A 25,047-nucleotide genomic window follows, 5' to 3' on the forward strand; every position below is an offset into this window, starting at 1 on the left:
CCTGTTGCTTAAACTTCTAATGTCTCACCGACTGCAAGGATCTGGCCCACACCTGCCGGCAATAAATTCACGAAGGTTTGCGGATCTTGCTTGATCATTGGAAACGTATTGTAATGGATCGGTACTACTTTGCTCGCGTTTAAAAGCGCCGCTGCTGTTGCAGCATCTTGAACGCCCATCGTAAAATTATCCCCGATCGGTAAAAACGCCACATCGATGTCGAAACGTTCACCGATCATCGCCATATCGCTAAAGAGGGCAGTATCGCCAGCGTGGTAGATGGTTTTGCCTTCTGCTTCTAAAATGATCCCCACTGGGTTGCCCATATAGATCATCATTCCGTCTTCTTCAAGACCAGAGCTGTGTTTCGCTTCCACCATTGAGATTTTGCCAAACGGGAACTCAAAAGAGCCTCCCATATTCATGCCATGCGTCTCAGCAACGCCTTTGCGGGCTGCATAGCGGCAAATTTCAACGACACTGATCACTGGTGCTTCATTTCTTTTGGCGATCGGCACCATGTCCCCAATATGATCGCTATGACCATGCGTGATCAAAAGCCAATCGGTTTCCACTGTGTCTGCATCCAAATCAGTCAGAGCATTTCCAGTAATAAAAGGGTCAAACAACAATTTTTGGTCATCCGCTAATTGGATAGCAAGCACCGAGTGTCCGTGATACGTAAGTTTCATACAACATTCCCCTTTCCATCTAAGTAATACAGTCTAATATTTTTCATTATAACAGATAACGCCAGAAATCCAAAAGCACAAATTCTGACAGCTTTATTACATCCGTCCTTTTTCTGGTTCTTGTCAAGAAAAATAAAAAAACTGTTCTACCCTTTCTGAATAAGGAATAGAACAGTTCGACCTGTTGACTTCAAGCGATCATAGCGTTTTCTTACGTCCGCCTTGTTTATAGATGCGCCAGACTGTTAAGAATAACGCCGTGATACAAAGAAGGAACGCCCCAAAGAAGGTGATTTTCATGCCATAGGCAAAAATATCTGCCCGACCTGCGATATAGGTCGTCACATGCTTCCCATAGGCTTGACTCATTGCGGCATAAAGAATCGTCGTTGCTAAGGATATCCCTAAGACCATGCCCAAGTTACGGGCAAAGGAATTTAGACTACCTGCCACCCCAAGATTTTCTTTGGTGACGCTGCTCATCACCATCGTATTGTTGGGGGATTGGAACAACGAATTGCCTAACCCCATGATGGCAGTAGCGACGACATAGTACCAAATCGGCGTATGCTGATTCATAAACATATACATCAGCTGAGTGATGGACAGCAACGCTAAGCCAGCTAAGACCAAGATCTCCGGTCCTACACGGTCCGTCAAATAGCCGCTAAGTGGTGAACCAATGACCATCATCAAAGGAAAGACCATCATCAGCATTCCTGCCACACTCGGCGTTAAGCCTCGGGCACTTTGCAAGTAAAAGGGAATCACGACATTGACAAAAAAGTTTGCAGAAAAGATCAGCAACGCCGTGATCAGGCTCATGGTGAAAATTTTATTACGAAAGATCCCAAAGGTAATCAGCGGTTTGCTCACACGCGCTTCTACTCGCAAAAAGACGATGAATGCCACTAAGGCGATCCCCACCAACAGCAGCGGCAGCCACGTTAGAAAGCCACGCTCTTGTCCAAGAAAAATGCCGCCGAAGAAGCTGATAATTGCAATTGAAAACAGCACAAACCCGGTTTTATCGATGGAATCATGACTCATGGTGATATCTTTTGGCAACACCTTTTCTCCAGCAATCATTGTCAGAATACCGACTGGAACATTGATCCAAAAAATAAACGGCCAAGAAAAATGCGCCAAAATCACTCCGCCCAATCCAGGACCGGCGATGGAGCCTAACGAAACAAAGGCACCAATCATCCCTAAGGCGCGTCCTCGTTCACTCATAGGAAAGACTTCAGTAATGATTCCGGTATTCGTCGCCATCGTCATGCTGGCTCCGATCGCTTGCACGACTCGGGCAAATAGCAGAAATGCTAAGGAATGATTAAACCCGCATAACAGCGAACCGATAATAAAGATCAGCATCCCCAAGCGGAATACTTTGATCTTACCCCAACTATCGCCTACCTTACCGAATAACAAAAGGCAGGCACAAACGATCATCAAGTAGACGGATACGACCCACTCCGCTTGATTCATAGGGACACCCATATCTGCCGAGATCGTCGGCAAAGCGATATTTACGATACTCCCATCCAGTGTTGACATAAAGGTAAACATCGAAACAGCAATGAGAATCCACCACTTTCTCTGTTGTACTACGGGATTTTCTTGATAACTATTCACAAATCGACCATCCTCTCTTTGCTTGTTTTGTTCCTCTAGTCTTAGGGGGACAACTTTGTATTATTGATCGAAATCCATTCGCCGTCAATCCTTATCTGCTCATCACGACCAAAACAAGGGGCATTTTGTAAAAAAACCGCCGCCTGTTTCTTTCATAAAAAAAGACAAAAGCTTCGGTGAAAAGAAATCGGCCGTCAAACGGCTATTCTTTCACCTGCTTTTGTCAGTAGGTCAAAACGAATTATTTACGGTTGCGATTTCTTTGGCTTGATTCCATGATGACCGGCAAGATGACGGGACGGCGTTTGGTTTGTTCAAACAAGAAACGACTCAAACGATCACGGATATCTTGTTTCAATTTGCTCCATTCAAACTCTTCATCATGAAGGTGTTTTTCTACGATTTCTTCCACGATCTCGCCACTTTCACGAATCAGATCGCGACTAGCTTTCACGTAGACGAATCCGCGAGAAGTGATTTGTGGTGCAGAAATAATTTTCTTTTCACGACGATTGATCGTCACTACCGCAACGAAGATTCCGTCTTCAGATAAGACTTTGCGGTCTCGCAGGACGATATTCCCAATGTCACCGACACCGATCCCATCGATCATGACGTTTTCCGCTGGAACCGCACCTGCGGCAAGCATTTCGCCTTTTTTGTACTCTAACACATCTCCACGAGCAGTAATGAAGATATTTTTCATCGGAATCCCGACTTCTTGCGCCAAGTCCACATGGGCGGCTAATTGGCGGTACTCGCCTTGAATAGGGATAAAGTACTTCGGTTTCATCATATTCAACATCAGCTGCAGATCATTCGGGTTGGCATGACCAGAAACACGGAAATTATCCGAGATCTGTTTCACGGTACCGCCAGCGCGATAGATGATATCTTCCGTTTTCGCAACCACAGTTTCCATTGCCGTTGTCGGCGTCGTTGTAATGTAAACAAGATCTCCTTCTTTGATGCGCAGCGTCCGGTGAGAGCCGTTGGCCATTTTTTGCAACGCTTTGATTGGTTCACCCATACGACCTGTTTCTAAAATCAGCAACTGTTCGTCTGAGTATTTTTTCATTTCTTTTTGGGTGATCAGCAAGTCTTCGGCAGGTAATTTTAATTTCCCTAACTTCATGGCCGTTTTGATGATCCGACCAAAATCTTGCCCGGTCAAAACGACTTTGCGATCAGAACGAAACGCAGCATCTAATACTTGTTGCACCCGTTGCAAATTGCTGGCAACACTAGCGACGATGATTCGACCTTCCCAATAACGGATATTGTCGTAAACTTCATCTTGGATCGTCAATTCAGAAGCGATCGGCGTTGGATTTTCGGCATTTGAAGACGTGCTTAGCAATGCTAAGACGCCTTCTTTTCCAATTTCCGCTAAGCGGCCAAAATCGGTTTGATACATAGGGATCGCTGTTTGGTCAAATTTGAAATCTCCTGTATAAACGATATTGCCAGCTTCTGTTTTGACGCTGATCCCAACAGAATCAGGGATGGAGTGGGTCGTACGGAAAAAGCTAATGGTCGCATGACCAAAGTCGATCTCCGAATGTTCATCGATCACATGAAAATCTTTGAAGCGCTTGGTAGCTTCATTTTTATTCACGGTCAATTTTGCTAGTTCGATCGTTAACTCGGTCCCAAAGACCGGTACTTGGATATTCTCCAAGAAATAAGGCAATGCACCAATCGCATCTGCATGCCCATGGGTCAAGAAGACACCCGCCACACGGTCGGCATTTTCTTCTAAATATGTGAAGTCTGGAATCACTGTATCGATCCCTAATAATTCATTTTCTGGATAACGGACACCGCAATCCAGCACAAATATATCCTCGCCAACTTCAGCAATGTACATGTTCTTTCCGTTTTCGCGTACACCGCCAAGAGGAATGATTTTTATCGTTTCCACTTTTATTCACCTCTTAATTTTTTTCTACTGTATTATTTCCCAAGCATAAGCCGTCCCTATTATTATACAACAAAAAAAAGAAAAGCGTGGCATTCACCACACTTTTCTGAAAAACTTATGGTTTACACATGAACTAATCCTTGCTGATGCAGGCTTTCGGCGATTTGAACGGAGTTCCATGCCGCACCTTTCAGCAAATTATCAGAAACGACCCATAAATGCAAGCCGTTTTCGACATCCAAATCTTTGCGAATCCGACCAACAAAGGTTTCTGTTTTGTCCACACTGGTCAAAGCTTGCGGGTACACTTGTTGACTCGGATCATCTTGCAAGACAGCTCCTGGCGCTTCGCTGATCCACTGTCTGACTTCCTCAACACTAGCATGGTCTTTGGTCTCGATATAAATCGACTCTGAATGACCGCTAAACACAGGGATCCGCACACACGTAGCTGCTACTTTGATCTGCGTATCTTCCATGATCTTCTTCGTTTCATTGATCATTTTCCACTCTTCGTAAGTATAATCCTCTTCGGCGAAAACATCGATTTGCGGCAAGGCATTAAACGCGATCGGGTAGTGCTTCTTGTCGCTGCCTGCTGGTAAAATCTCAGGGTTTAGTTCATCAGCGGCTTTGCCAGCTAATAATTCTTGAGATTCACGAGTCAATTCAGCCAAGGCTTGGGCGCCAGCACCTGAAACTGCTTGATACGTCGAAACCAAGACCCTCGATAAACCGACTTTTTGACGAATCGGCTCTAACGCCACCATCATTTGAATCGTTGAACAATTCGGATTGGCAATGATTCCTTTATGTTGCGCTAATGCATGAGGATTCACCTCAGGAACGACTAGAGGAACATTCGGGTCCATCCGAAAATGACTGGTATTGTCGATCACGACTGCACCGTGTTTGACTGCTTCTGGAGCAAATTGTTTTGAAATGCCGCCACCGGCACTGAACAATGCAATATCGACGCCTGCAAAGGAATCTGTGGTCAGCTCCTGAATAACGAGCGGTTCATTTTTGAACACAAGGGTCTTCCCAGCAGAACGTTTGGATGCCAACAACGTTATTTTTTTGATCGGCAACGTGGTCTTCTCCAACATCTCAATCATTTTTGTTCCTACTGCGCCGGTAGCCCCGACAACTGCTACGTGATACCCTGTACTCATCAAATCACTCCTCGAATAAAAATACATTTTTACTAGTTTATCATATCTTGTAAAAAAGAAAAGACCTTTCGTGAAAAGAAGCGCAAAAAGAAGGCAATACTGTCTAAATTTTCAATCTTTTCCCCCTTTACAGAAAAAATCTACCTATATTTAAGGGTTATCATTTGTCACATTCAGGTGTTATAGGATATAATACCGACAGAAGGAATTTTGGGGAAGATTCTTTCCAACGTGCATGGGGAAATTAAAAATACCCAAAACATTGAATGAGGCAAGAATTGCATATGCAATTCTTGCCTCATTTTTATGCTTCATTCGATTCTTCGTTGTTTACTTTCACGATAGCAAAGCCTTTGTTATCAATAATCATCGTTTCATCTTCCAATTGGACAAACTGTTCCATCAGGATCGAATCAGGACGAGAAAGGGTGATTTGGTCATCGCCCGTATTGAAAATACCGATGATCCGCTGTGCCCCTAACTCTCGTTCGAAAATGATCAGTCCATCCTCTTCCGAAACCCAGTTCCAACTCAAGGAACCTTCTGATAAGACTTTCTGGTTGTCTTTGCGAATGCTGATCAATGAGCGAGTGAAATGCAGGAGATCACGATCTTGCTTTTCTTCTTCCCAAATCATACATTTACGGCAATCCGGGTCCATATCGCCGGTCAAACCGATCTCATCACCGTAATACAGGCAAGGAACGCCTTGTTGCAGATACGTAAAGGCCATCACTTGGCGCATCAAGTCTTTGTCTCCTCGAGCCAAAGTTAACAAGCGCGGGGTATCATGAGAATCCAAGATATTGAACTGTACCTGGTTGGTTTGCTCCCGATACAACATCAGCTGGTTATTTAATTCCGAGACCATTTTCGTCATGGAGATCTCGTCTTTGACAAAATATTCAATGATTGCATCCGTAAAGGCGTAATTCATTACTGCATGAAACTCGTCGCCTTGTAACCACCGTTGAGAAGAGTGCCAAATTTCCCCAAGGATATAAAAATCATCTTTGGCATCATCACACACTTGGCGGAATTTTTTCCAGAAGTGATGACTGACTTCATTGGCCACGTCCAAGCGCCAAGCATCGATATCAAACTCTTCGATCCAATAACGAGCGATCTTCAACAAATAATCTTGCACGTCAGGATTTTCCGTATTGAGTTTTGGCATATGCGGCGTAAAGGCAAACACATCATAGGTGATGTCATAAGCATCTTCAAAGTTTTCCCCTTCTTTGTAGTTGACAGGAAACTCATTGATGTGGAACCAATCAGCAAAGGGCGAATCTTTGCCGTTTTTGATGACATCTAGCCATTGATGCGAAGTATCCCCCATATGATTGAACACAGCATCTAGCATGACTTTGATACCGCGTTTGTGGCATTCCTCCACTAAGCGTTTAAAGGTGTCGTTATCCCCAAACGCTGGATCGATGGCTAAATAATCGATGGTATCATACTTGTGATTCGAATAGGCCTCAAAAATCGGACAGAAGTAGATCCCATTGATGCCTAGATCGACGAGGTAATCCAAATGATCGATGACCCCTTGCAGATCCCCGCCGAAAAAGTCTTGGCGATCGGGATTTTTTGAGCCCCATGGCAATACACCTTCTGGATCATTTGATGGGTCCCCATTTGCAAAGCGTTCAGGGAAGATTTGATACCAAACGGTTTCTTTTGCCCACTCGGGAATTTTGAAACGATCGGCTTCTTGGAAGTAAGGCATCCGAAAATAATTGTTGTTCATTTCTAAATATTGCTGCTCAAAAGGATAGACCCCGTGGTCTCCATAAAAGACATGCAACCCATCGTAACTTTCGATGGAAAAGCCGTAAGACAAACGGCGGAATTCTGCTCCGACCGATACTTGCCAATAATCATGCAAGTCCGTGGAAAGAATTTTTTTCATTTCAATTCTTTGCTGGTACCAAGCTTCTTTATACAGTGTGTAAGGATCACCGCAAAGCAGCTGGACATGGCGGACGTCTTGACGGGCGGTACGCAAACGGATATGCATTTTATCCTTCTCGTACAAATACGCAAATTCACTTTCGGGACGATGATAAATGGCAGTAGTATTCATAGCAGACTCCTTTGACTTGTTTGATATACTCATTGTCGCACAAATCAGAAGTCAAAACAAGAGAAAAACGCAATCGGTTGCTTTATCTAAAAAATCGATAATATAAGTTAATATGAAATTAATTCAGTAATTAAAAAGCAAACGATTGCTTCGCCCTTTTTTAATCAAAAGGCGTATTTTTCTCACATTGATTGCCAGTCCGTAAAATGTCATATTTCCGCAAGATCCCCACTGCTTCCGTCAACGACTGACTCAACTGCTGGATATCTTCTGCAGCCATTTGAGCGGTTTTGGCATTCAAGCGGTCTTCCACTTGTTTTTTCTTTTGGACAAACAACTGCTTCCCAGCTTCTTCCAAATAAACATTGACGTTGCGGCGATTGACGCCGTTGGTTTTGCGGACCACAAAGCCAGCCTTTTCTAACCCCGAGATCGAACGACTGATTTGGACTTTTGACGTACCGATTTGCTGGGCCAACTCGGACATCGTGATTCCTTCATTACTAGAGATCACCACGAGTTCCAAGATTTCCATTTTGGTCAATTTTAAATCTTCCAGACCGATTTCTTCAAACAATATGTTTCCCATCAGCGAAAAGATCTCCGCAAATACCGCCATATTGAATGTTCCTAACGCTTTTTCCATACTCTCCCTCTTTTCTGTCTTTAGTTTAGTATAAATTATTTGTTTAAACAATGATAATCGTTGATTTTTGTTAACCATTATGATAGCGTGGTTACATAATGAAAATAATCGTGAAAACGGCAAGAAAAGAGTGACAGCATGTTAGAATTAAAAGATATCAAGAAGTATTATACGGTTGGCGCCAGTACTACAAAAGCCCTCGATGGTGTCTCCGTCGCCTTTCGTAAACAAGAGTTTGTTGCCATTTTAGGGCCAAGCGGCTCTGGGAAAACAACCATGTTGAACGTGATCGGCGGCTTAGATAATTACGATTCTGGTGATATGATCATCAACGGCAAATCAACGAAATCCTTTAAAGATCGTGACTGGGATGCGTATCGGAACAATTCGATCGGCTTTGTCTTCCAAAGCTACAATTTGATCAGTCATTTAGGCATCATCGACAACGTCGAGCTTGGGATGACCTTGAGCGGTGTGTCAAAAGAAGAAAAACGCGCCAAAGCAACCGATGCTTTGACGCGTGTGGGCTTAGCTGAGCATATGCACAAAAAACCAAATCAGCTTTCTGGTGGTCAAATGCAGCGGGTAGCGATCGCTCGTGCCTTAGCAAATGATCCTGATATCCTTCTTTGTGATGAACCAACAGGTGCCTTGGATTCAGAGACCAGTGTCCAAATCATGGAACTGATCCAAGAACTATCAAAAGAAAAATTGGTCATCATGGTTACTCATAATCCTGAATTGGCGCACAAATACGCTGGACGGATCATTGAGTTCAAAGACGGACGAATCATTAAAGATTCGAACCCTCATGTCGAAGGACAAAAGAAAGACCAATTCGAATTAAAACACACAAAAATGAGTTTCATGACTGCCTTACGTTTGTCGTTTAACAATATCCGCACCAAAAAAGGGCGCACCTTCTTGACAGCCTTTGCTTCTAGTATCGGGATCATCGGAATCGCCATTGTTTTGTCACTGTCAACGGGATTCCAAAAACAAATCGACAATACCCAGTCAGAAACATTAGCTCGTTTTCCGATCACGATCTCGCAAGTAGCCACTGAACAAGATCCATCAGCCATGGGGACGCGGGAGAAATCGGAAGATTTCCCTTCAGATAAAGAAGTCACTGCCAAATTAAGTGATGCGGATCGTGCAACCCATATCAATAAAATCGATCAAGAGTTTCTCGATTACATCAACGACATTGATCCTGAATTAAGCAACAATATCGGCTACACTCGTTCCACTTCCTTGAACCTTTTCCGTAAGATCGATGATACTGTGGAACAAGTCAGCTTCTCCAATGCATCACCTGACAATGAACAGACCAATGCCATGATGTCTGCCATGAGTGCCTCCACCGGGATTGGGGTTTCGACTTTCCCCGAGCAGTTATCAGAGGATAACGGCAATTTCTTAAAAGACAACTACGACCTTTTAGAAGGCAGCTACCCAAGTGCCAGCACAGATGTCGTTTTGATCGTCGATGAAAACAACGTAACGAATGTCAATGCATTGATCAATCTCGGTTTTGACATTGAAGATGGCGACACGGTGTCCTTCGACGATATCGTGGGAACAAAAATCACATTGGCGTCTAATGATGCCTTTTACACCGAATTACCAACTGGAAACTTCATTCCAAATCAAGATTTAAATGACGTTTTCGATAACAGTAACAACAAAGAATTAACGATCAGCGGAATCTTACGTATCAAGCAAAACTCTACGATGAACTTGCTGTCAACTGGCATTGCCTACAGTGATGCCCTCGCGCAAGAAGTCATCAAAGAAAACCAAGACTCAGCGATCGTCCAAGCACAAAAAGACAGCGACACCAACGTGATGACGAATGAACCCGTTGACGAAAGTGCCAAAGATTCATTGATCGCTTATCTTGGCGGCAGTGATTTACCAAACAGCATTATGATCTATCCGAATGATTTCAGTGCCAAAGAAAAAATCCTTGATTACTTGGATGACTTCAACAAAGGCAAAGACAAAGAAGACCAAATCGTTTATTCCGATTTAGCGGGTACGATGACTCAATTGACTGGTGGCTTGATGGATGCCATCACCTACGTCTTGATCGCTTTTGCAGGGATCTCCTTGGTAACTAGCATGATCATGATCGGTATCATCACCTACACCTCTGTGCTAGAACGTACGAAAGAAATTGGGGTCTTAAAAGCATTAGGTGCTCGTAAAAAAGACATCACCCGCGTCTTTGATGCCGAAACCTGTATTTTAGGGATCGCTTCAGGAGCTTTAGGTGTCCTGATTGCTTGGTTAGCCACATTCCCGATCAACGCGATCTTATATAGTATGACTGATCTGGAAAATGTTGCTCAATTAAATCCGGTCCACGGCCTGATCTTGATTGCTGTCAGCACCGTCCTAACGATGATCGGCGGCCACATACCAGCTCGAATGGCAGCGAAAAAAGATGCAGCGATCGCTTTACGCGCCGACTAATTTTATAAGAAAACCCAACAGACAGCAGCCATTCCTTTGGCTGCTGTTTTTTTGTCCTTTCCTTCCGACTTCCAAAAGGTTTCTCTTGAAAAATTCATAAATGAGGAATACAATAGATTTGTTTTTAGGTATACCTAAAAAGATAGGACGTGAAACGATGAATGAAGAAAAAAAATTGATCCAAGCGGCCAACGGTCCTAGCTTGGAAGAAATAAATAATACAGTTGCCATTCCAAAAAACGGCAGCTTTTGGCGCAATCTCTTAGCGTTCTCTGGTCCTGGGGCATTGGTAGCCGTGGGCTATATGGACCCAGGAAACTGGATCACCTCGATCGGAGGCGGTGCTGAATATGGCTATCTCTTACTTTCTGTGATCTTGATTTCCAGTTTGATCGCTATGCTGCTGCAATACATGGCAGCCAAGCTAGGGATCGTGACCCAGATGGACCTTGCGCAAGCAACTCGTAAACACACCAGCAAAGGCTTAGGCTTTGTCTTGTGGATCGTCACCGAATTGGCTATCATGGCAACGGATATCGCGGAAGTGATCGGAGGAGCGATCGCTCTCAATCTACTATTTGGCTTACCTTTATTAGTTGGGGTCATCTTAACGATTTTCGATGTACTGCTTCTGCTCTTTTTAATGAAATTGGGTTTCCGAAAAATCGAAGCGATCGTCATGACACTGATTTTGGTCATTATGCTGGTCTTTTGTTACGAAGTCATTATTGCTCAACCAAATTTGCCTGCTGTCTTGCAAGGCTTTATTCCCCAAAAGCAAGTCTTGAACCATGGGCAGCTGACAATGGCGTTGGGGATCGTTGGTGCGACTGTGATGCCGCATAATCTCTATCTGCATTCTTCGATCTCCCAGTCACGAAAAATCGATCGCAGCGATACCCAAGAAGTGGCAACGGCCGTGCGGTTCGCTACTTGGGATTCCAACATCCAGTTATCCGCTGCGTTTTTGGTCAATTGCCTGCTTTTGATCTTAGGAAGCGCCTTGTTCTTTGGTCATAGTGAAGAAGTCGGCACCTTCTCCGCGCTGTTTGATGCTTTGCAAGATTCCTCCATTGCTGGTGCTGTCGCCAGTCCAGTCTTGAGCGTTCTGTTTGCCGTGGCGCTCTTGGCATCTGGTCAAAATTCAACGATCACTGGGACACTGACGGGGCAAGTCGTGATGGAAGGATTTATCCATATGAAGATCCCTACTTGGGCGCGACGTCTGATCACCCGTGGCTTATCGGTGATCCCCGTCTTGCTTTGTACGATTTACTTTGGCGGCAACGAACAAGCCTTGGACGATCTGCTGATTTATTCGCAAGTCTTTTTAAGCATCGCCTTACCCGTTTCGATGATTCCGTTGGTTCTTTTTACCAGCTCAAAAAAAATCATGGGGGAACGCTTCAAGAATCCGCTATGGGTCTCTACCTTAGGCTGGATCTGTGCCATTGCACTGACGGTCTTGAATGTCCGCTTGATCATCGAAACACTCGGCAACTTCTAATAGAAAAAAAGCTTACGAGCTAGCCTCGTAAGCTTTTTTTGGTTAATTCGTTTCTAAATCATGTAAAAACAGACCGCTCAACAGTTTTGGTTCAAACCAAGTTGATTTTGGCGGCATAATTTCTCCCGCATCGGCGACTGCCAAAAGATCGGCCATTTGCGTTGGATACATGGAAAAGGCCAATGTCCATTCTCCGCTATATACCAAACGTTCCAATTCTTCTGGACCACGAATTCCGCCGACAAAATCAACGCGTTTGTCTGTCCGCACATCTTGGATCGCGAAAATATCAGCCAGCACGTATTGTTGTAAAAGCGACACATCCAACTGTCCTACCGCATCTTGCGGCACAGCTTCCGGTTTGATGGTCAACTCCCACCACGCTTGGTTTAGGTGCAGATGAATCGAACCACGTTGCGCTGGTTTCTTCCTTGTAGTTTCTCGAATCGTAAAATGTTGGGCTGCCTGCTCAAAAAAGGTATCTGGCACTGGTACCCGCAAAACCCGATTGTATTCCCAAATCGCCAATTCATTTTCTGGGAATAAGATCGCTAAAAAGCGGTCGCTTTCTTGACTGCTTTGGCCATCGGCTCGCTTTTGCAAGCCGACTTTGACTGCTGACTCTGTGCGGTGATGCCCATCCGCAATATAAAGGGCATCTACAGCTTGAAACTGCTGGGCAAAAGAGGCGACTAGCGCTGGATCATCGATCAGCCAAACACGATGTTGCACCTCATGATAGCTAACAAAATCATAGATTGGCGCATGTTCTGCTTGCCACGCATCGATCGCTTCTTTGACTGCTGCTGGTTGGCGATAGCTCAAGAAAATCGGACTTGTATTGGCATCACATGCCAGAATATGATTGATCCGATCGATTTCTTTTTCTGGACGGGTAAACTCGTGTTTCTTGATTTTCCCAGCGACATAATCATCGATCGAGGTACAAGCGACAAGCCCCGTTTGGCTTCTACCAGCCATCGTCAATTCATACAAATAATATGCGGGCGCCGTTTCTTGGATCAACCAGCCTGATTCTTGAAAAGATGCAAGATTTTCTGCCGCTTTTTGATACACCTGAGGATCATAAGGATCGATTCCTGGCAAGTCGATCTCCGAACGGTCGATGTGGAAATAGCTGTAAGGATTGCCTTGCGCAAACGCTGCGGCTTCTTGTGAATTGACCACGTCATACGGCAGCTCGGCCACTTTTTCTGCCAATGAGGCTTCTGGACGAATGGCTTTAAACGGAAATACTTGAACCATTAATACCCAACCTCCTGATTCTTGATGACCCGCACACGAACGATGTTTTCGTTCTCCCGCAGTTTATCGGCTAATTGATTCAATAAGGCTTCATCTTCAGAAGCGACATCGGCTAAGGTGTAAGCAAAGTCTTCCCGTCCACGATTCAGCATATTGTCGATATTGATCCCAGATTCCGCAATGATCGATGAAATCTGACCTAACATATTCGGTACATTGCGATTGATGATCGTCAGACGATAAGGCGAATGAAAGGCCATCTCAACAGTTGGAAAATTCACCGAGCGCTTGATGGTTCCAAATTCCAAGAATTTTTTCAATGTTCGGGCTGCCATCTTGGCACAGTTGACTTCAGCTTCTTCTGTTGATGCACCTAAATGCGGCAAGACGAGGACTTTTTCATTGCGCAGCAATTGTTCATCCGCAAAATCAGTCGTATAGCCAGCTAAACGGTCGGCTTTTAACGCACGTAAAACGGCATCTGTATCGACGATTTCTTTACGAGAAAAGTTGAATAGCTTCGTTGTTGGTTTCATTTTCGCAAGTTCGGCTTCCCCGACGAGATGATGCGTGTTTTCCATTAGCGGCACATGAACCGTAATAAAATCACAGGTTGAAAAGACTTCCGCAATATCATTGGCACGCTTGACCCGACGAGAGATCGTCCAAGCAGTATCCACTGACACGTAAGGATCATAACCGACTACTTCCATCCCTAGACGATAAGCATCGTTGGCGACCATCGCTCCAATAGAACCAAGGCCGATGATTCCTAACTTTTTGCCTTCTAACTCTGTTCCAGCAAATTGACTTTTTTGCGCTTCTGCTTGTTCTTCCACATTATCACCGCTCAAGGTTTGGACCCATTGGGCACCTCGTAAAATCGGACGGACACTTAAGAGCAGACTAGCGATCACTAATTCTTTGACCGCATTGGCATTGGCGCCTGGCGTATTAAAGACGACGATCCCTTTTTCAGTACATGCTTTGACGGGAATGTTGTTGGTCCCAGCCCCTGCACGGGCAATACCTAAGACACTTTCAGGAAAAGCGTAATCGTGCAATTTCTGGCTGCGCAGCAAAATCCCTTGCGGTTGGTCGCTTTCGTTGATGGCATACTTTTCTTTTTCTAAACGCTGTAATCCTTCTGGTGCGATCGCATTGAATGTTTTGATTTGGAACATTTATTTGACCTCCGCTTCAAATGATTTCATAAAGTCGACTAACGCTTGAACGCCAGCTAATGGAAAGGCATTGTACAAGCTTGCTCGCATTCCTCCAACGGAACGATGCCCTTTCAAGTTCTCAAAGCCAGCTTTGACAGCTTCTTCATTGAAGCGCTGATCTAATGCTTTATCCCCTGTCACAAAAGGAATATTCGTTAGTGAGCGGCTGTCAACAGCCACAGGACTACTGTAAAGAGCAGAGGCTTCGATCGTTTCGTATAAAAGCGCCGCTTTTTGGCGGTCTTGTTCTAAAATGGCAGGAATGCCGCCTAATTCTTCCAACCATTCAAACACCAATTTAGCAATATAGATAGCATACGTTGGTGGTGTATTGTACAATGAGTCATTTTTAGCCTGTAGACGATAATCCAGCATTGGAGCGAAGACAGCATCATCATTGAGTAAATCTTCTCGGATAATCACTACCGTCAACCCTGCAGGACCAATATTCTTTTGGGCCCCAGTATAAATCACACCGAAGTCTTCTACGCGATAGTCATTGGCTAAAATATTTGAGGACATATCCGCTACAATCGGCACGTTGCCAGCCTGCGGAATCGTTTGAAAGGCCGTCCCTTCAATGGTATTGTTCGTGGTGATATGCAAATAAGCCGCTTCTTGATCGATCGCATCTTCTGAAATTTCTGGAATATAGGTAAAGTTTTGATCCTCACTAGAGGCAACAACTTCCACCGTCACGTTTCCAAGCGCTTTTGCTGCTTCAATAGCTTTCTTCGACCAAGAACCGGTATTTACGTATAAGGCTTTTTTGTTTTGCGCAAGATTTAAAGGGATCATACTGAATTGGAGACTCGCGCCGCCTTGTAAAAACAGTACCTGATAGTTTTCAGGAATTCCCATCAATTTTCGTAAAAGTGCTTCTGCATCTTTAATGATCGCTTCAAACAAGGAGGACCGATGACTCAGCTCCATAACGGACATCCCACTTCCGCGGTAATTCAAAAGTTCGGATTGTGCTTTCTCCAATACGGGACGGGGCAATACGGCAGGACCAGCTGAAAAGTTATAAACTGTCATACAAAAAATCTCTCCTTTATGTTAGATGTGAAAATCATTATAACAGATAGCCGAAAATGAAAAAAGCCTTAAAAGAGAAAATAATTTTGAATTTTCAGAAAAGACTACCAATTTCTTAACGTTCGTCATTTCGGCATTTTTTCAAACAGCCAGCGAGAAATTTCATTGTAAACGATCTCGCGGTTGCGCTCATTCAAAATCTCATGACGTCCCTGCTCAAGCAAATACATCGTCACGTCAGCATTTTGCTTCAGCTGCTGAGCCAATTGGCGGACGCTTTTGCCATAGTGCCCCACAGGATCATCTGCACCTGAAATCAAGAGCAGCGGCAATTCTGGATCAATCCTGCGCAGTTGATCCGGATCACTGGCAGCTTGCGTCAATGTAAAGAGATCCTTGTAAGCCGCTAAGGAAAAATGAAATTGCGTGTAAGGGTCCTTCAAGTAGCGATCCACTTGTTGCGGATCACTGGTCAACCAATCCTTGGCGGTCCGATTGGGACGAAAACGCCGGTTGTGCTGGCCAAAAACCAGCTGTTCCATTACGTGATAAGGCCATTGCTGAGCGGCAAACGGGCGCAACAAGTTCGTGACAAGTTTGCCTCCTTGCATCAGCACGGCTTTTTCCATCGTGGTGCCCATGATGATTGCTCCTGACAATGGATGTGGCTGACTAAACAAATAATTTCGCAACACCAGCGACCCCATACTGTGCCCTAAGATAAAGTATGGTCGGTCTGGGTAGCAAGCAGCTGCGTACTGATGGACCACTCCCACATCTGCCACTAAATAGTTGGCGCCCTCTTTTTCACCAAAATGCCCATAGGCCTGTGTTTCTTTCACGGATTGCCCATGCCCTAAGTGATCATGACCGACCACCGCATAGCCTTGCGCAGTCAAACATTCCGCAAACTCGTGGTAACGTTCAATGTGTTCGATCATTCCGTGAACGATTTGCACGACTGCTTTCGGCTGTTCTTCTGGCAGCCACGTTTTGACAAAAAGCTGATCCTTCCCATTTGATGAAGTCAGCTTTTCTTGATTCATCCTCATAGTTCGCACCTCTTTTGCTTTTTCTTTTCCCTTCGCCAAATAAAACGGTCGTTTTCTTTATTATACATGGAATTTTAGGCTATGGCGGTAGGAGTTGGGAATTTTCAAGGATAAAAAAACCACGCGAAACGTGAGAAGTTCAAACATATGTAGCACAATAGCCACCCCTATTTGCGGTAAGAGTGACTATTGTGCGCTTGTTGCAACTCCAAGCGTGTGGGTTAGCGACAACTTGCCTAGCTATCGCCTCGCTTATCTAACCAATAAGCGTATAGATCGAGATACCTCGAGTGATCCTACTAACCCAAACCATTCAAAACAGTATTCTTTAACTGAACATCAAGTACCTTAACCAAAGCTTCTTTTTGAAAATTGTTTCCCCTTCACATGATTATGGGTCACTTATGATGTCAAGAAATAAAAAAACTGGGACAGAATGAACATCATTCTCTCCCAGTTTTTGCTTCTCGCACTCGTTCGGTTACATGGATAAAGAGCTGCTTCCTCTATCTCTTACGCTGTGGCAAAAATACGTTCGATCAACTGCATCACTGCTCGGACTTCTTCGTTTTTAACGATAGGTTCGGCACCGTTGCGTACAACGTTGTAAAAATTCTTGTAGAAAGGTTCAAAATCCGCTTCGGCTTTCGGGAAAGGAATTTCTTTGGCTGCCAATTCCGATGGCGGTGCCATCGTTTTCGTCAAGCCGACGCCTGCTTGGACTGGTTTTGGTGCTGCCACATCTTCGCGACCTGTTGCTTGCACCATTTCCCCATTTAGATCCCAATCGGTGATGGTGGCTGTTCCTTCTGTTCCTTTGATGTACCAGCGAGGCAATTGCGTGTAATTGGAGGTTCCAACTTCCACGATTGCTTTGACCCCATTTTCAAAGGTAATCAAAGCGAAGAACCCATCATCGACTTCTTCCCCCAACACAAAGCTAAGATCCGCTTTAACATCTTTCACTGGACTGTCGATCAGCCATAGCATTTGATCCAGCAAGTGAACGCCCCAGTCTAAAAGCATTCCCCCGCCTTGTTTTTTCACATGGCGCCAGTCTCCTGGGATGCCGTTTGCCCCTTGGACCCGTGACTCTAATTGGAACAAATCACCGATCTGTCCATTACGGTACAGTTCGCGTACAAGTAGAAAATCAGGATCCCAACGGCGGTTTTGGTGAACCATAAAGGTATTGTCAGTTTCTTGGGCAACCGCCACGATCTCATCTAGTTCCGCAGTATTCAGCGCAACAGGCTTCTCGCAAACAACATGTTTGCCGGCTTTCAACGCAGCGATCGATAACTCTTTGTGCAAGTCATTAGGTGTGGCGATCAATACTGCTTCGATCGTCTCATCGGCTAAGACTTCATCATAGCTTTTAAAGATCTTATGGCCTTTTTCTTGGGAGATCGCTTGACGTTCTTCATTGATATCGTAAGTTCCTACGATGTGGATTCGTTCGTTTTCATTTGGTAAGATATTGTGGACATGGTACGCACCCATGCCGCCATATCCGATTACTGCAAAATTGATTGCACTCATGTCTGACACTCCTCGGTTTTCTTCTTATGCCCACCACATGGATGAAGCTTCTTCACGGATCATAATCGTCTTCAAGTTACTGATGGCACGAGTCAGTCCTTCATCAATGGACATGATTGGATCTTCATGTTCAATACTCAAGACATAATCATACCCATAAATTCTAAGCGCAGAAATAATATCTGACCAGACTTGTAAGCTGTGGCCGCAACCGACTGAACGGAAGGTCCAAGCTCGGGTTTTGACATTGCTATATGGCTGCATGTCCGTCAAGCCATGCATGTTGATATTGTCTTGGTCCAAATACGTATCTTTGGCATGGAAGTGATGGATCGCATCGGCTTCCCCTAAGATTTTGACCGCTGCCACTGGGTCGATCCCTTGCCACCATAAATGACTTGGATCCAAGTTACAGCCGATGGCTTTCCCCGCAGCATCCCGCAGTTTCAACATCGTATAAGGGGTATGTGCCAAAAAGCCACCATGAAGTTCGATCCCAATTTTAACACCAGCCGCTTCCGCTTCCGTGTTGATGCCTTTCCAATAAGGAATCAGTTTTTGTTCCCATTGATAATTATAATTGTCATCGTATTCCGTTGGCCATGGCAATACTGGCCAGTTGACTTGTGTATCTGTTGCATTTCCGCCTGAAACGCCTGAAAATCCGTTCACAACAGGTACATTCATTAAGCTGGCTAATTTGATGGTTTTGCGCAAAAGTTCATCGGCTTCTTGCGCTTCTGCTTTTAATGGAGAGATTGGGTTGTTGTGACAGCTCAAAGCTGAGATTTCCAATCCTTTATCAGCTAATTTCGCTAAGTATTCTTTTCGCTCTGCTTCACTTGCTAGTAAACGGTCAATGTCTAAGTGGGCATTGCCTGGAGAACCACCGGTACCGATCTCGACGGTTTGCAGCCCTTTTTTCGCTACTTCATCGATCATTTCTTCGAAGCTAAGTTGATTGAATAACGGGGTAAAAACACCTAATTTCATTTTCTTTCCTCCTCAATTGCTTGAAAATGCCCATATGTTGGGTAACGATTTTCTGTTGGTGCACACCAGCGAGCCGCATTTTGGATCACTTTTTGCACTTTGGGATTGTAATAGCTTGGGAATGTCTCATGACCAGGCTGGAAATAGAAGATCTTGCCATTCCCACGGCGGAATGTACAGCCGCTACGGAAAACTTCACCACCAGGGAACCAGCTGACAAAGATCAATTCATCCGGCGCTGGAATATCAAAGTGCTCGCCATACATTTCCTCTTGCTCTAGTTCGATCCATTCGCCGACTCCTTCAACAATTGGGTGGCTTGGATTGACATTCCAGATCCGCGCATGCTGATCGTCTACTCGCCATTTCAAATCGCACGACGTTCCCATCAAGGTTTTAAAGATTTTCGAAAAATGACCAGAATGCAAGACGATCAGTCCCATTCCTTCCCATACACGCTGCTGCACACGAGCAACGATAGCATCATCGACTTCTTCGTGCGCCATATGGCCCCACCAAACCAACACATCCGTGTCAGCCAATACTTGCTCCGTCAACCCGTGTTCTGGTTCATCAAGGGTCGCCGTTCGCACTTGGAAATCATCCTCTTCTAAAAACTTGGCAATTTGACCATGGATTCCTTCTGGATACATTTTTTGGACGGTCTCATTCGTTTTTTCATGACGAAACTCGTTCCATACCGTAACATGGATCATTGGTAGACCTCCTCTACGATGTTTTTTAATTGCAGATAATCAATCCCGCTGGCTTCTAAAGGAGCGAATTTTTGAAACGCTTCCTGCTCGACGATCAACCATGGTAGTTCTAATGCTTTAGCTGTTTCTACATACGACTTGATTGGTAAAAGCCCATTGCCGATCTCGGTGCTTTCCTGCGGCTGCTCTTGCATATCTTTGATATGAACCAAGCCGACCTTCGTTTCGCGTTCCTTTAGCCAAGGTAAAACAGCCACGTTTGCAAAGGCTAACCAGTAAAGGTCGGCTTCCAAACGCAGTTGCGGATTGTCTTTGATCAGTTCATCGATCATGGATTCTCCAGCAACTTCAGTAAATTCATGGGCATGGTTGTGGTAGTAGCAAGTCAGCCCTTCTGCTTGCAACTTTTGGGTGATCTGGGTCAGCTCCGCAGCAAAAGCTTCCCATTTTTCCAAAGAATCAAAACTGGCATACGGAATGACGATCCGTTGATTGCCAATCGTTTTTTCAAAAGTGACGGTTTCTTCAAAACGATCTCGCAATGCTTCAAACGGGATATGGGAAGCCGCGACCGCCAAATCCAATTGCTCCAGCATTTCTTTGATCTGAGCAGCACTGTGTCCATGATAACCGGCAAATTCAACACCGTCATAGCCGTTTTGTTTAACTGTTTTCAACGCTTCAAAAAGATCTGTCTTGCAGTCCTCTTGAATACTCCAAAGCTGTAAAGCGATTTTCGGTTTTGTCATTTATGCTCGCTCCTTTTCTTCCAGCAGTTCTTATAGGTAGACTGGCTCACCGGTTTGCGATGATTTGTAGATCGCTTCTAAAATCTCCGTCACGACCATTGCTTCTTCAGGTTTGACCACTGGTTCGGTATCGTTGATGATCGCATGGATCCACGATTGCGCTTCTAAAATTTCTGGCGTTTCCCCGTTTCCTTCATAAAAATCAACGCCGCCTGTTTCAAGTTCGATATTTTTTTCATACAGCAAGCTGTGGTCTTCTCCGTTGATGGTCAAACCGTTGTTCATATCCGCACCCGCTTTGCTGCCCATCAGTGTCGTTTTGGCTTCTTTCACATCCAAGCTGTTGAGCGCCCAGCTAGCTTCTAAGAAAATCGTTGCGCCATCTTCCATGACCACAAAACCAAAGGCCGAATCTTCTACTGAGAATTTCTCTGGATCCCAAGGACCCCAAGCATTTGCGGCATTTTTGGTTTGCGACAACTCATGATACGCTTTTCCGACAACAAATTTTGGTTTGTAATTGTTCATCATCCATAAGGTCAGATCCAATGCGTGGGTACCAATATCGATCAACGGACCGCCGCCTTGCGCTTCTTCATCAAGGAAAACACCCCAAGTTGGCACAGCCCGACGACGGATCGCATGAGCTTTCCCAAAATAAATGTTTCCTAATTGTCCTTCGGCGCACACTTCATGAAGATAACGAGAATCTTTTCTAAAACGGTTTTGGTAGCCGATCGTGAGTTTTTTCCCTGTTCGGTTAGCTGCTTCGATCATTGCTTTGGCTTCTGCCGCTGTTTTTGCCATTGGTTTTTCACACATGACATGACAATCCGCTTCTAGTGCGGCAATCGTCAACTCAGCATGTGAGGCGTTTGGTGTACACACATGGATCACATCTAGATCAGCTTGTGCCAACATTTCTTGATAATCGCTGAATACTTGGGCATCTTCAGTCCCAAATGCTGATTTCGCTTCAACTGCACGTTCAACCAGCAGATCACAAAAGGCAACCATTTCTACTTCTTCTACTTGAGACAAGGCAGGCATGTGCTTGCCATTTGCGATCCCACCGCACCCAATGATTCCAACTTTAACTGTCATATCTTTCCTCCTGAAAACGCTTATTATTTTCTACCTCCTCATTATAGCGAAACATCGAAAGCAGTTCTTCCCAGTTTCCATTGAAAAAATTCCCGAAAATTATCTTATGAAACTTTAACAAAAAGAACCACTCCACAATTTATGCAAAGCGCTTAAAAAAACACTATCGAGAAAAAAATAGTGCCAAAATGACAAAAAAACAGTCGACAAGCAAAGGCTCATCGGCTGTTTCTATCAATTTTGATTCAGTTGTTTCTGGTACTGCAACGGTGATTGACCAACGGCTTCCTTAAAGACATGGTGAAATGTTTTGACACTGGCAAAACCTGCTTTTTCAGCGACTTCTGCCATGGGGATCTTTTCATTGGCCAAGATAAATTTGGCTTGATTGATGCGATATTCCGTCAAAAACTGCATGAAGGTCTTGCCAGTATTGGTTTTAAAGAAACGCGTGAAATAATGTGGACTAAACCCTACATGTCTAGCGGTGTCCTCCATCGTCAAGACTTCTTGGTAATGAGATTCGATGTACTCAAAGACATCATTCAGACGCTGCAAGGTTTCTTTGTATTGTGCGGCCGTTCGTTTTAGCGGATTGACGGCTTGTTTGCGCTTTGGCAAACCTTGATAGCACTCCCCAATCAACTGGTAAAGCAGCCCGAGAGTCAAATAACGCTTCCCAACAACATTTTCCTCTTCCAACTGATACAACTCGATCAAGAGACCTGTTATTTTTTCCGTAAAACTCGTTGGCCAATTTTTGCTGTGGGGCTCCCCTTCTTCAAAGAGTGTCATCAAGGATACTTCATTTTCTCGAAGCAACGGCTCTTCAAAAAGCTTCATATCAAATTGATAGACATAGCGTTCACTCTCAGGCGATGCTAGAAAATAGTGGGGTTGCCCGCTGGAAAAAAGATACAGATCCCCTTCCTCCAACTCAATGATCGTATCGTCAACACCAATATTGACCGTGCCGCGCTTAGCGTAAATGATCTCGATTTCTTTATGGACATGGGGGTAAACGATGGTCAAACCATCATTTAGAAACGTTCGAAAACGAAATTCACTTTCAAATTCAGGAATTTCAAGGTACATACTCATGGCTGACCGACTCCTTCGCTCTATTCTTATTTATTATAAGCGAAAAATTGTCCAAGAGAAAACCTTTTCTCAGCCAATCATAGTTTCTTCTGCTTTTTTGTGGTATCGTATTCAAGAAAAGGAGTCTTGTTTATGAATTATTATGATCAACATCTGCATACATTTTTGTCTTTTGATTCAGATGAACAGTTTGAGAATTATCTTGCTTACCAGCCTGCCTACTTCGTTGCGACAGATCATTTCGATTTGAAGAACCCCTATTCGGGATTCCGTGATGATATTCCTGACTATGAATTACTAGTAAATACCCACCAGAAGCTGCAAGAGACCACAGCGACGAAACTCTTAAAAGGCATTGAGATTGGTGTCGTGCCTGGTCAAGAACAAGAAATCTTGCGCTATCTTGAAAGCCATCCCTATGACTTGAAATTGATCAGTATCCATCAAAACGGTACCTTTGATTATATGGACGATGCCGTGTTGAACAAGGACAAATTTGCAGTCGCCAAACAATACTTTGACCAAATGGCCCACGTGTTGGACTCGTTTTCTGACGGGCACATCGTGACCCACTTTGATTATGGCTTGCGTCGTTTCCAATTTACAGCTGAGGAATTGGCCGCCCATTTTGAAACAGAGTTAACGACGATCTTCAAAAAAATCGTTGCCCGTGACTTAGCGATGGAAATCAACGCGAAGAGCTTTGGCCCCTATCAAAATGCCCACCTTTATCAATATGCTATCCCGCTGTATCAAAGTGTCGGTGGCAAATTGTTCACCCTCGGCTCTGATGCCCATAAAGCCAGTGACTATCGGTTAGATTTTGCAGCGATGAGCGATCTATTGCGTTCCTTTGGTGTCAATCAATTAGCGGTCTTTCAAGGTAGCGAACGGTTTATGGCGGATCTGCCTGCTCAATAGCGCCACCTTTGAATGCACTCTACAACAACACATTTTCAATAAATGGACAAAAAAACGGCGAACCCTAAAAGGATACGCCGTTTTTGTATTTTTAGAATAGATTTACTTAGGTTATTCTGCTGCTAAAATATCTTCCTTAGCATGGATCATTTGAGTCAAAAAGTCGCAATAAGGCGTTGGCACTTGGTACTTGCGGCCTTTTCGTGAGATTGCGCCATTGATATAATCGATCTCGGTTTTGCGATGATTATTGATCAAATCTTGATACATGGATGGATAGTGCATTCCGATGCCTTCTGGATCATAGGTTTCCTCAATATGGTGGACTACTTCGGATACATCCAGTTCAACAGATTCATGGGCAGCAACTGCCGCAAATTCTTCCACGATCGTTTGGACCATCGCACGCGCTGTTGAGGTTTGTCCGAATTGGGCAATATTCACATTTAAAATCGAGCACAAGCCGTTTAGGGTGCCGTTGACACAGGCTTTGCGATAGATGGAGTAACGGATGTTCTCAGAATAAGACGCATTCAACCCAGCATCAGCCAAGACTGCCGCCAATTGACGGGCATCTTCTTCTTTCCCCGGTTCGATATTTTGCAGTTCTACAGAACCATCCCCAAACAAGCGAACGTTACCAGGACCAATCAAGTCCGCCGTCCAAATGGTATTTCCTAAAAAGATTTTATCCGTGCTAACATATTTTTCAATCGTGTCCTCATGACCGATCCCGTTTAATAAGCATAAGACTTTCGTTTGCTCTCCGATCATCGGTTTGATCGTTTGCATCATTTGATCCAGTTGCATCGCTTTAGTAAAGACCAGGATCAAGTCTGCTTGTACAGTCGTTGGGATCTCATTTTGCGAATAGATCGAAAAAGGGACTGCGATCTCTTCACCGTTTAAGTTCGCTCGTAATCCGTGTTCACGGATCGCTTCGATATGCGCAGGCCAGCCGTCGATCAACGTGACGTCATTTCCGCCTCTTTTTAGCATAATAGCAAAACGGCTGCCCATAGCACCTGCACCAGCAATAACAATTTTCATCTGAATTCCTCTTTCCTCTTCCACAATTAGGTATAGTTTACTCTAAAATCGTGAAATATGCGAGAGCCTTGCGTTTTTTTCTCGATAGGAAAGAAAAAAGAACAATTGGAATAGTTAGATTTTTCAGATAATTA

The 25,047-nt window shown here is 44.4% G+C and carries 20 protein-coding genes; 3 read left to right on the forward strand and 17 right to left on the reverse strand.

Features of this window, described 5'->3' with window-relative positions; translation table 11 throughout:
- Positions 1–8 precede the first annotated feature (8 nt).
- The 6 genes from IGI73_RS13120 to IGI73_RS13145 form a co-directional block, all read right to left on the reverse strand.
- Complete coding sequence (locus IGI73_RS13120; protein WP_438759244.1) at positions 9–692, reverse strand: metal-dependent hydrolase; 684 nt, start codon at positions 690–692, stop codon at positions 9–11.
- A gap of 198 nt (positions 693–890) precedes the next feature.
- Complete coding sequence (locus IGI73_RS13125; RefSeq protein ID WP_015510327.1) at positions 891–2,330, reverse strand: MFS transporter; 1,440 nt, start codon at positions 2,328–2,330, stop codon at positions 891–893.
- Positions 2,331–2,571: 241 nt separating this feature from the next.
- Positions 2,572–4,254 carry a ribonuclease J gene (locus IGI73_RS13130; protein ID WP_010749981.1) on the reverse strand — a complete coding sequence of 561 codons (1,683 nt, stop codon included), beginning with the start codon at positions 4,252–4,254 and terminating at the stop codon, positions 2,572–2,574.
- A gap of 122 nt (positions 4,255–4,376) precedes the next feature.
- A complete protein-coding gene (locus IGI73_RS13135) occupies positions 4,377–5,429 on the reverse strand; it encodes an aspartate-semialdehyde dehydrogenase (RefSeq protein WP_010749982.1) in 1,053 nt (350 codons plus the stop codon).
- Positions 5,430–5,733: 304 nt separating this feature from the next.
- Positions 5,734–7,521: a glycoside hydrolase family 13 protein gene (locus IGI73_RS13140; protein WP_005228237.1), complete on the reverse strand. Its 1,788-nt coding sequence runs from the start codon at positions 7,519–7,521 to the stop codon at positions 5,734–5,736.
- 160 nt (positions 7,522–7,681) lie between these two features.
- Positions 7,682–8,167: a MarR family winged helix-turn-helix transcriptional regulator gene (locus IGI73_RS13145; protein ID WP_010749984.1), complete on the reverse strand. Its 486-nt coding sequence runs from the start codon at positions 8,165–8,167 to the stop codon at positions 7,682–7,684.
- A gap of 138 nt (positions 8,168–8,305) precedes the next feature.
- Here IGI73_RS13145 and IGI73_RS13150 point away from each other — a divergent pair, with 138 nt between their 5' ends.
- Both IGI73_RS13150 and IGI73_RS13155 read left to right on the forward strand, forming a co-directional pair.
- Positions 8,306–10,648, forward strand: coding sequence for an ATP-binding cassette domain-containing protein (locus IGI73_RS13150; RefSeq protein WP_428206694.1), 2,343 nt, complete (start codon positions 8,306–8,308; stop codon positions 10,646–10,648).
- Between the two features lie 157 nt (positions 10,649–10,805).
- A complete protein-coding gene (locus IGI73_RS13155; protein WP_034857503.1) occupies positions 10,806–12,155 on the forward strand; it encodes an Nramp family divalent metal transporter in 1,350 nt (449 codons plus the stop codon).
- Between the two features lie 42 nt (positions 12,156–12,197).
- On the opposite strand, the gene IGI73_RS13160 is transcribed toward IGI73_RS13155, so the two are convergent.
- From IGI73_RS13160 to IGI73_RS13205, 10 genes are all read right to left on the reverse strand, one after another.
- Positions 12,198–13,421, reverse strand: coding sequence for a DUF1015 domain-containing protein (locus IGI73_RS13160; protein WP_428206696.1), 1,224 nt, complete (start codon positions 13,419–13,421; stop codon positions 12,198–12,200).
- Positions 13,421–14,605, reverse strand: coding sequence for a phosphoglycerate dehydrogenase (locus tag IGI73_RS13165; RefSeq protein WP_115232786.1), 1,185 nt, complete (start codon positions 14,603–14,605; stop codon positions 13,421–13,423). Before IGI73_RS13165 ends, IGI73_RS13160 begins: the two co-directional genes overlap by 1 nt.
- Positions 14,606–15,685, reverse strand: coding sequence for a 3-phosphoserine/phosphohydroxythreonine transaminase (serC, locus tag IGI73_RS13170; RefSeq protein WP_428206698.1), 1,080 nt, complete (start codon positions 15,683–15,685; stop codon positions 14,606–14,608).
- Between the two features lie 125 nt (positions 15,686–15,810).
- Positions 15,811–16,737 (reverse strand): alpha/beta fold hydrolase, encoded by a 927-nt coding sequence (locus tag IGI73_RS13175; RefSeq protein WP_015510334.1) that lies wholly within the window; start codon positions 16,735–16,737, stop codon positions 15,811–15,813.
- 513 nt (positions 16,738–17,250) lie between these two features.
- Entirely contained in the window at positions 17,251–18,279 is a 1,029-nt protein-coding gene (locus IGI73_RS13180; RefSeq protein ID WP_428206700.1) for a Gfo/Idh/MocA family protein, read from the reverse strand.
- Between the two features lie 24 nt (positions 18,280–18,303).
- Positions 18,304–19,272: a sugar phosphate isomerase/epimerase family protein gene (locus IGI73_RS13185; RefSeq protein ID WP_005228209.1), complete on the reverse strand. Its 969-nt coding sequence runs from the start codon at positions 19,270–19,272 to the stop codon at positions 18,304–18,306.
- The gene (locus IGI73_RS13190) at positions 19,269–19,988 is read right to left on the reverse strand and encodes a ThuA domain-containing protein (protein WP_005228207.1); all 720 of its coding nucleotides are present in this window, start codon (positions 19,986–19,988) and stop codon (positions 19,269–19,271) included. The genes IGI73_RS13185 and IGI73_RS13190 overlap by 4 nt, the downstream gene beginning before the upstream one ends.
- Positions 19,985–20,737: a sugar phosphate isomerase/epimerase family protein gene (locus IGI73_RS13195; RefSeq protein WP_428206702.1), complete on the reverse strand. Its 753-nt coding sequence runs from the start codon at positions 20,735–20,737 to the stop codon at positions 19,985–19,987. The genes IGI73_RS13190 and IGI73_RS13195 overlap by 4 nt, the downstream gene beginning before the upstream one ends.
- 30 nt (positions 20,738–20,767) lie before the next feature.
- Positions 20,768–21,841, reverse strand: a complete 1,074-nt coding sequence (locus IGI73_RS13200; RefSeq protein WP_005228203.1) for a Gfo/Idh/MocA family protein — start codon at positions 21,839–21,841, stop codon at positions 20,768–20,770.
- 234 nt (positions 21,842–22,075) lie between these two features.
- Positions 22,076–22,942 carry an AraC family transcriptional regulator gene (locus tag IGI73_RS13205; protein ID WP_005228201.1) on the reverse strand — a complete coding sequence of 289 codons (867 nt, stop codon included), beginning with the start codon at positions 22,940–22,942 and terminating at the stop codon, positions 22,076–22,078.
- A 132-nt stretch (positions 22,943–23,074) separates the two neighbouring features.
- Here IGI73_RS13205 and IGI73_RS13210 point away from each other — a divergent pair, with 132 nt between their 5' ends.
- Complete coding sequence (locus IGI73_RS13210) at positions 23,075–23,863, forward strand: PHP domain-containing protein (protein ID WP_060791485.1); 789 nt, start codon at positions 23,075–23,077, stop codon at positions 23,861–23,863.
- Positions 23,864–23,974: 111 nt separating this feature from the next.
- On the opposite strand, the gene IGI73_RS13215 is transcribed toward IGI73_RS13210, so the two are convergent.
- Positions 23,975–24,913 (reverse strand): 2-dehydropantoate 2-reductase, encoded by a 939-nt coding sequence (locus IGI73_RS13215; RefSeq protein WP_005228196.1) that lies wholly within the window; start codon positions 24,911–24,913, stop codon positions 23,975–23,977.
- Between the last annotated feature and the right edge of the window lie 134 nt (positions 24,914–25,047).

It is taken from the genome of Enterococcus sp. DIV0755f, from assembly GCF_051713725.1.
In the GTDB taxonomy this organism is placed as follows: domain Bacteria; phylum Bacillota; class Bacilli; order Lactobacillales; family Enterococcaceae; genus Enterococcus_D; species Enterococcus_D casseliflavus.

Bases quoted from the DNA above. Each gene is read 5' to 3' on its own strand.
- IGI73_RS13120 (WP_438759244.1), bottom strand. From the start codon at position 692: ATGAAACTTACGTATCACGGACACTCGGTGCTTGCTATCCAATTAGCG.
- IGI73_RS13135 (WP_010749982.1), bottom strand. From the start codon at position 5,429: ATGAGTACAGGGTATCACGTAGCAGTTGTCGGGGCTACCGGCGCAGTA.
- IGI73_RS13140 (WP_005228237.1), bottom strand. From the start codon at position 7,521: ATGAATACTACTGCCATTTATCATCGTCCCGAAAGTGAATTTGCGTAT.
- IGI73_RS13145 (WP_010749984.1), bottom strand. From the start codon at position 8,167: ATGGAAAAAGCGTTAGGAACATTCAATATGGCGGTATTTGCGGAGATC.
- IGI73_RS13150 (WP_428206694.1), top strand. From the start codon at position 8,306: ATGTTAGAATTAAAAGATATCAAGAAGTATTATACGGTTGGCGCCAGT.
- IGI73_RS13155 (WP_034857503.1), top strand. From the start codon at position 10,806: ATGAATGAAGAAAAAAAATTGATCCAAGCGGCCAACGGTCCTAGCTTG.
- IGI73_RS13160 (WP_428206696.1), bottom strand. From the start codon at position 13,421: ATGGTTCAAGTATTTCCGTTTAAAGCCATTCGTCCAGAAGCCTCATTG.
- IGI73_RS13165 (WP_115232786.1), bottom strand. From the start codon at position 14,605: ATGTTCCAAATCAAAACATTCAATGCGATCGCACCAGAAGGATTACAG.
- serC (WP_428206698.1), bottom strand. From the start codon at position 15,685: ATGACAGTTTATAACTTTTCAGCTGGTCCTGCCGTATTGCCCCGTCCC.
- IGI73_RS13175 (WP_015510334.1), bottom strand. From the start codon at position 16,737: ATGAGGATGAATCAAGAAAAGCTGACTTCATCAAATGGGAAGGATCAG.
- IGI73_RS13180 (WP_428206700.1), bottom strand. From the start codon at position 18,279: ATGAGTGCAATCAATTTTGCAGTAATCGGATATGGCGGCATGGGTGCG.
- IGI73_RS13185 (WP_005228209.1), bottom strand. From the start codon at position 19,272: ATGAAATTAGGTGTTTTTACCCCGTTATTCAATCAACTTAGCTTCGAA.
- IGI73_RS13190 (WP_005228207.1), bottom strand. From the start codon at position 19,988: ATGATCCATGTTACGGTATGGAACGAGTTTCGTCATGAAAAAACGAAT.
- IGI73_RS13195 (WP_428206702.1), bottom strand. From the start codon at position 20,737: ATGACAAAACCGAAAATCGCTTTACAGCTTTGGAGTATTCAAGAGGAC.
- IGI73_RS13200 (WP_005228203.1), bottom strand. From the start codon at position 21,841: ATGACAGTTAAAGTTGGAATCATTGGGTGCGGTGGGATCGCAAATGGC.
- IGI73_RS13205 (WP_005228201.1), bottom strand. From the start codon at position 22,942: ATGAGTATGTACCTTGAAATTCCTGAATTTGAAAGTGAATTTCGTTTT.
- IGI73_RS13210 (WP_060791485.1), top strand. From the start codon at position 23,075: ATGAATTATTATGATCAACATCTGCATACATTTTTGTCTTTTGATTCA.
- IGI73_RS13215 (WP_005228196.1), bottom strand. From the start codon at position 24,913: ATGAAAATTGTTATTGCTGGTGCAGGTGCTATGGGCAGCCGTTTTGCT.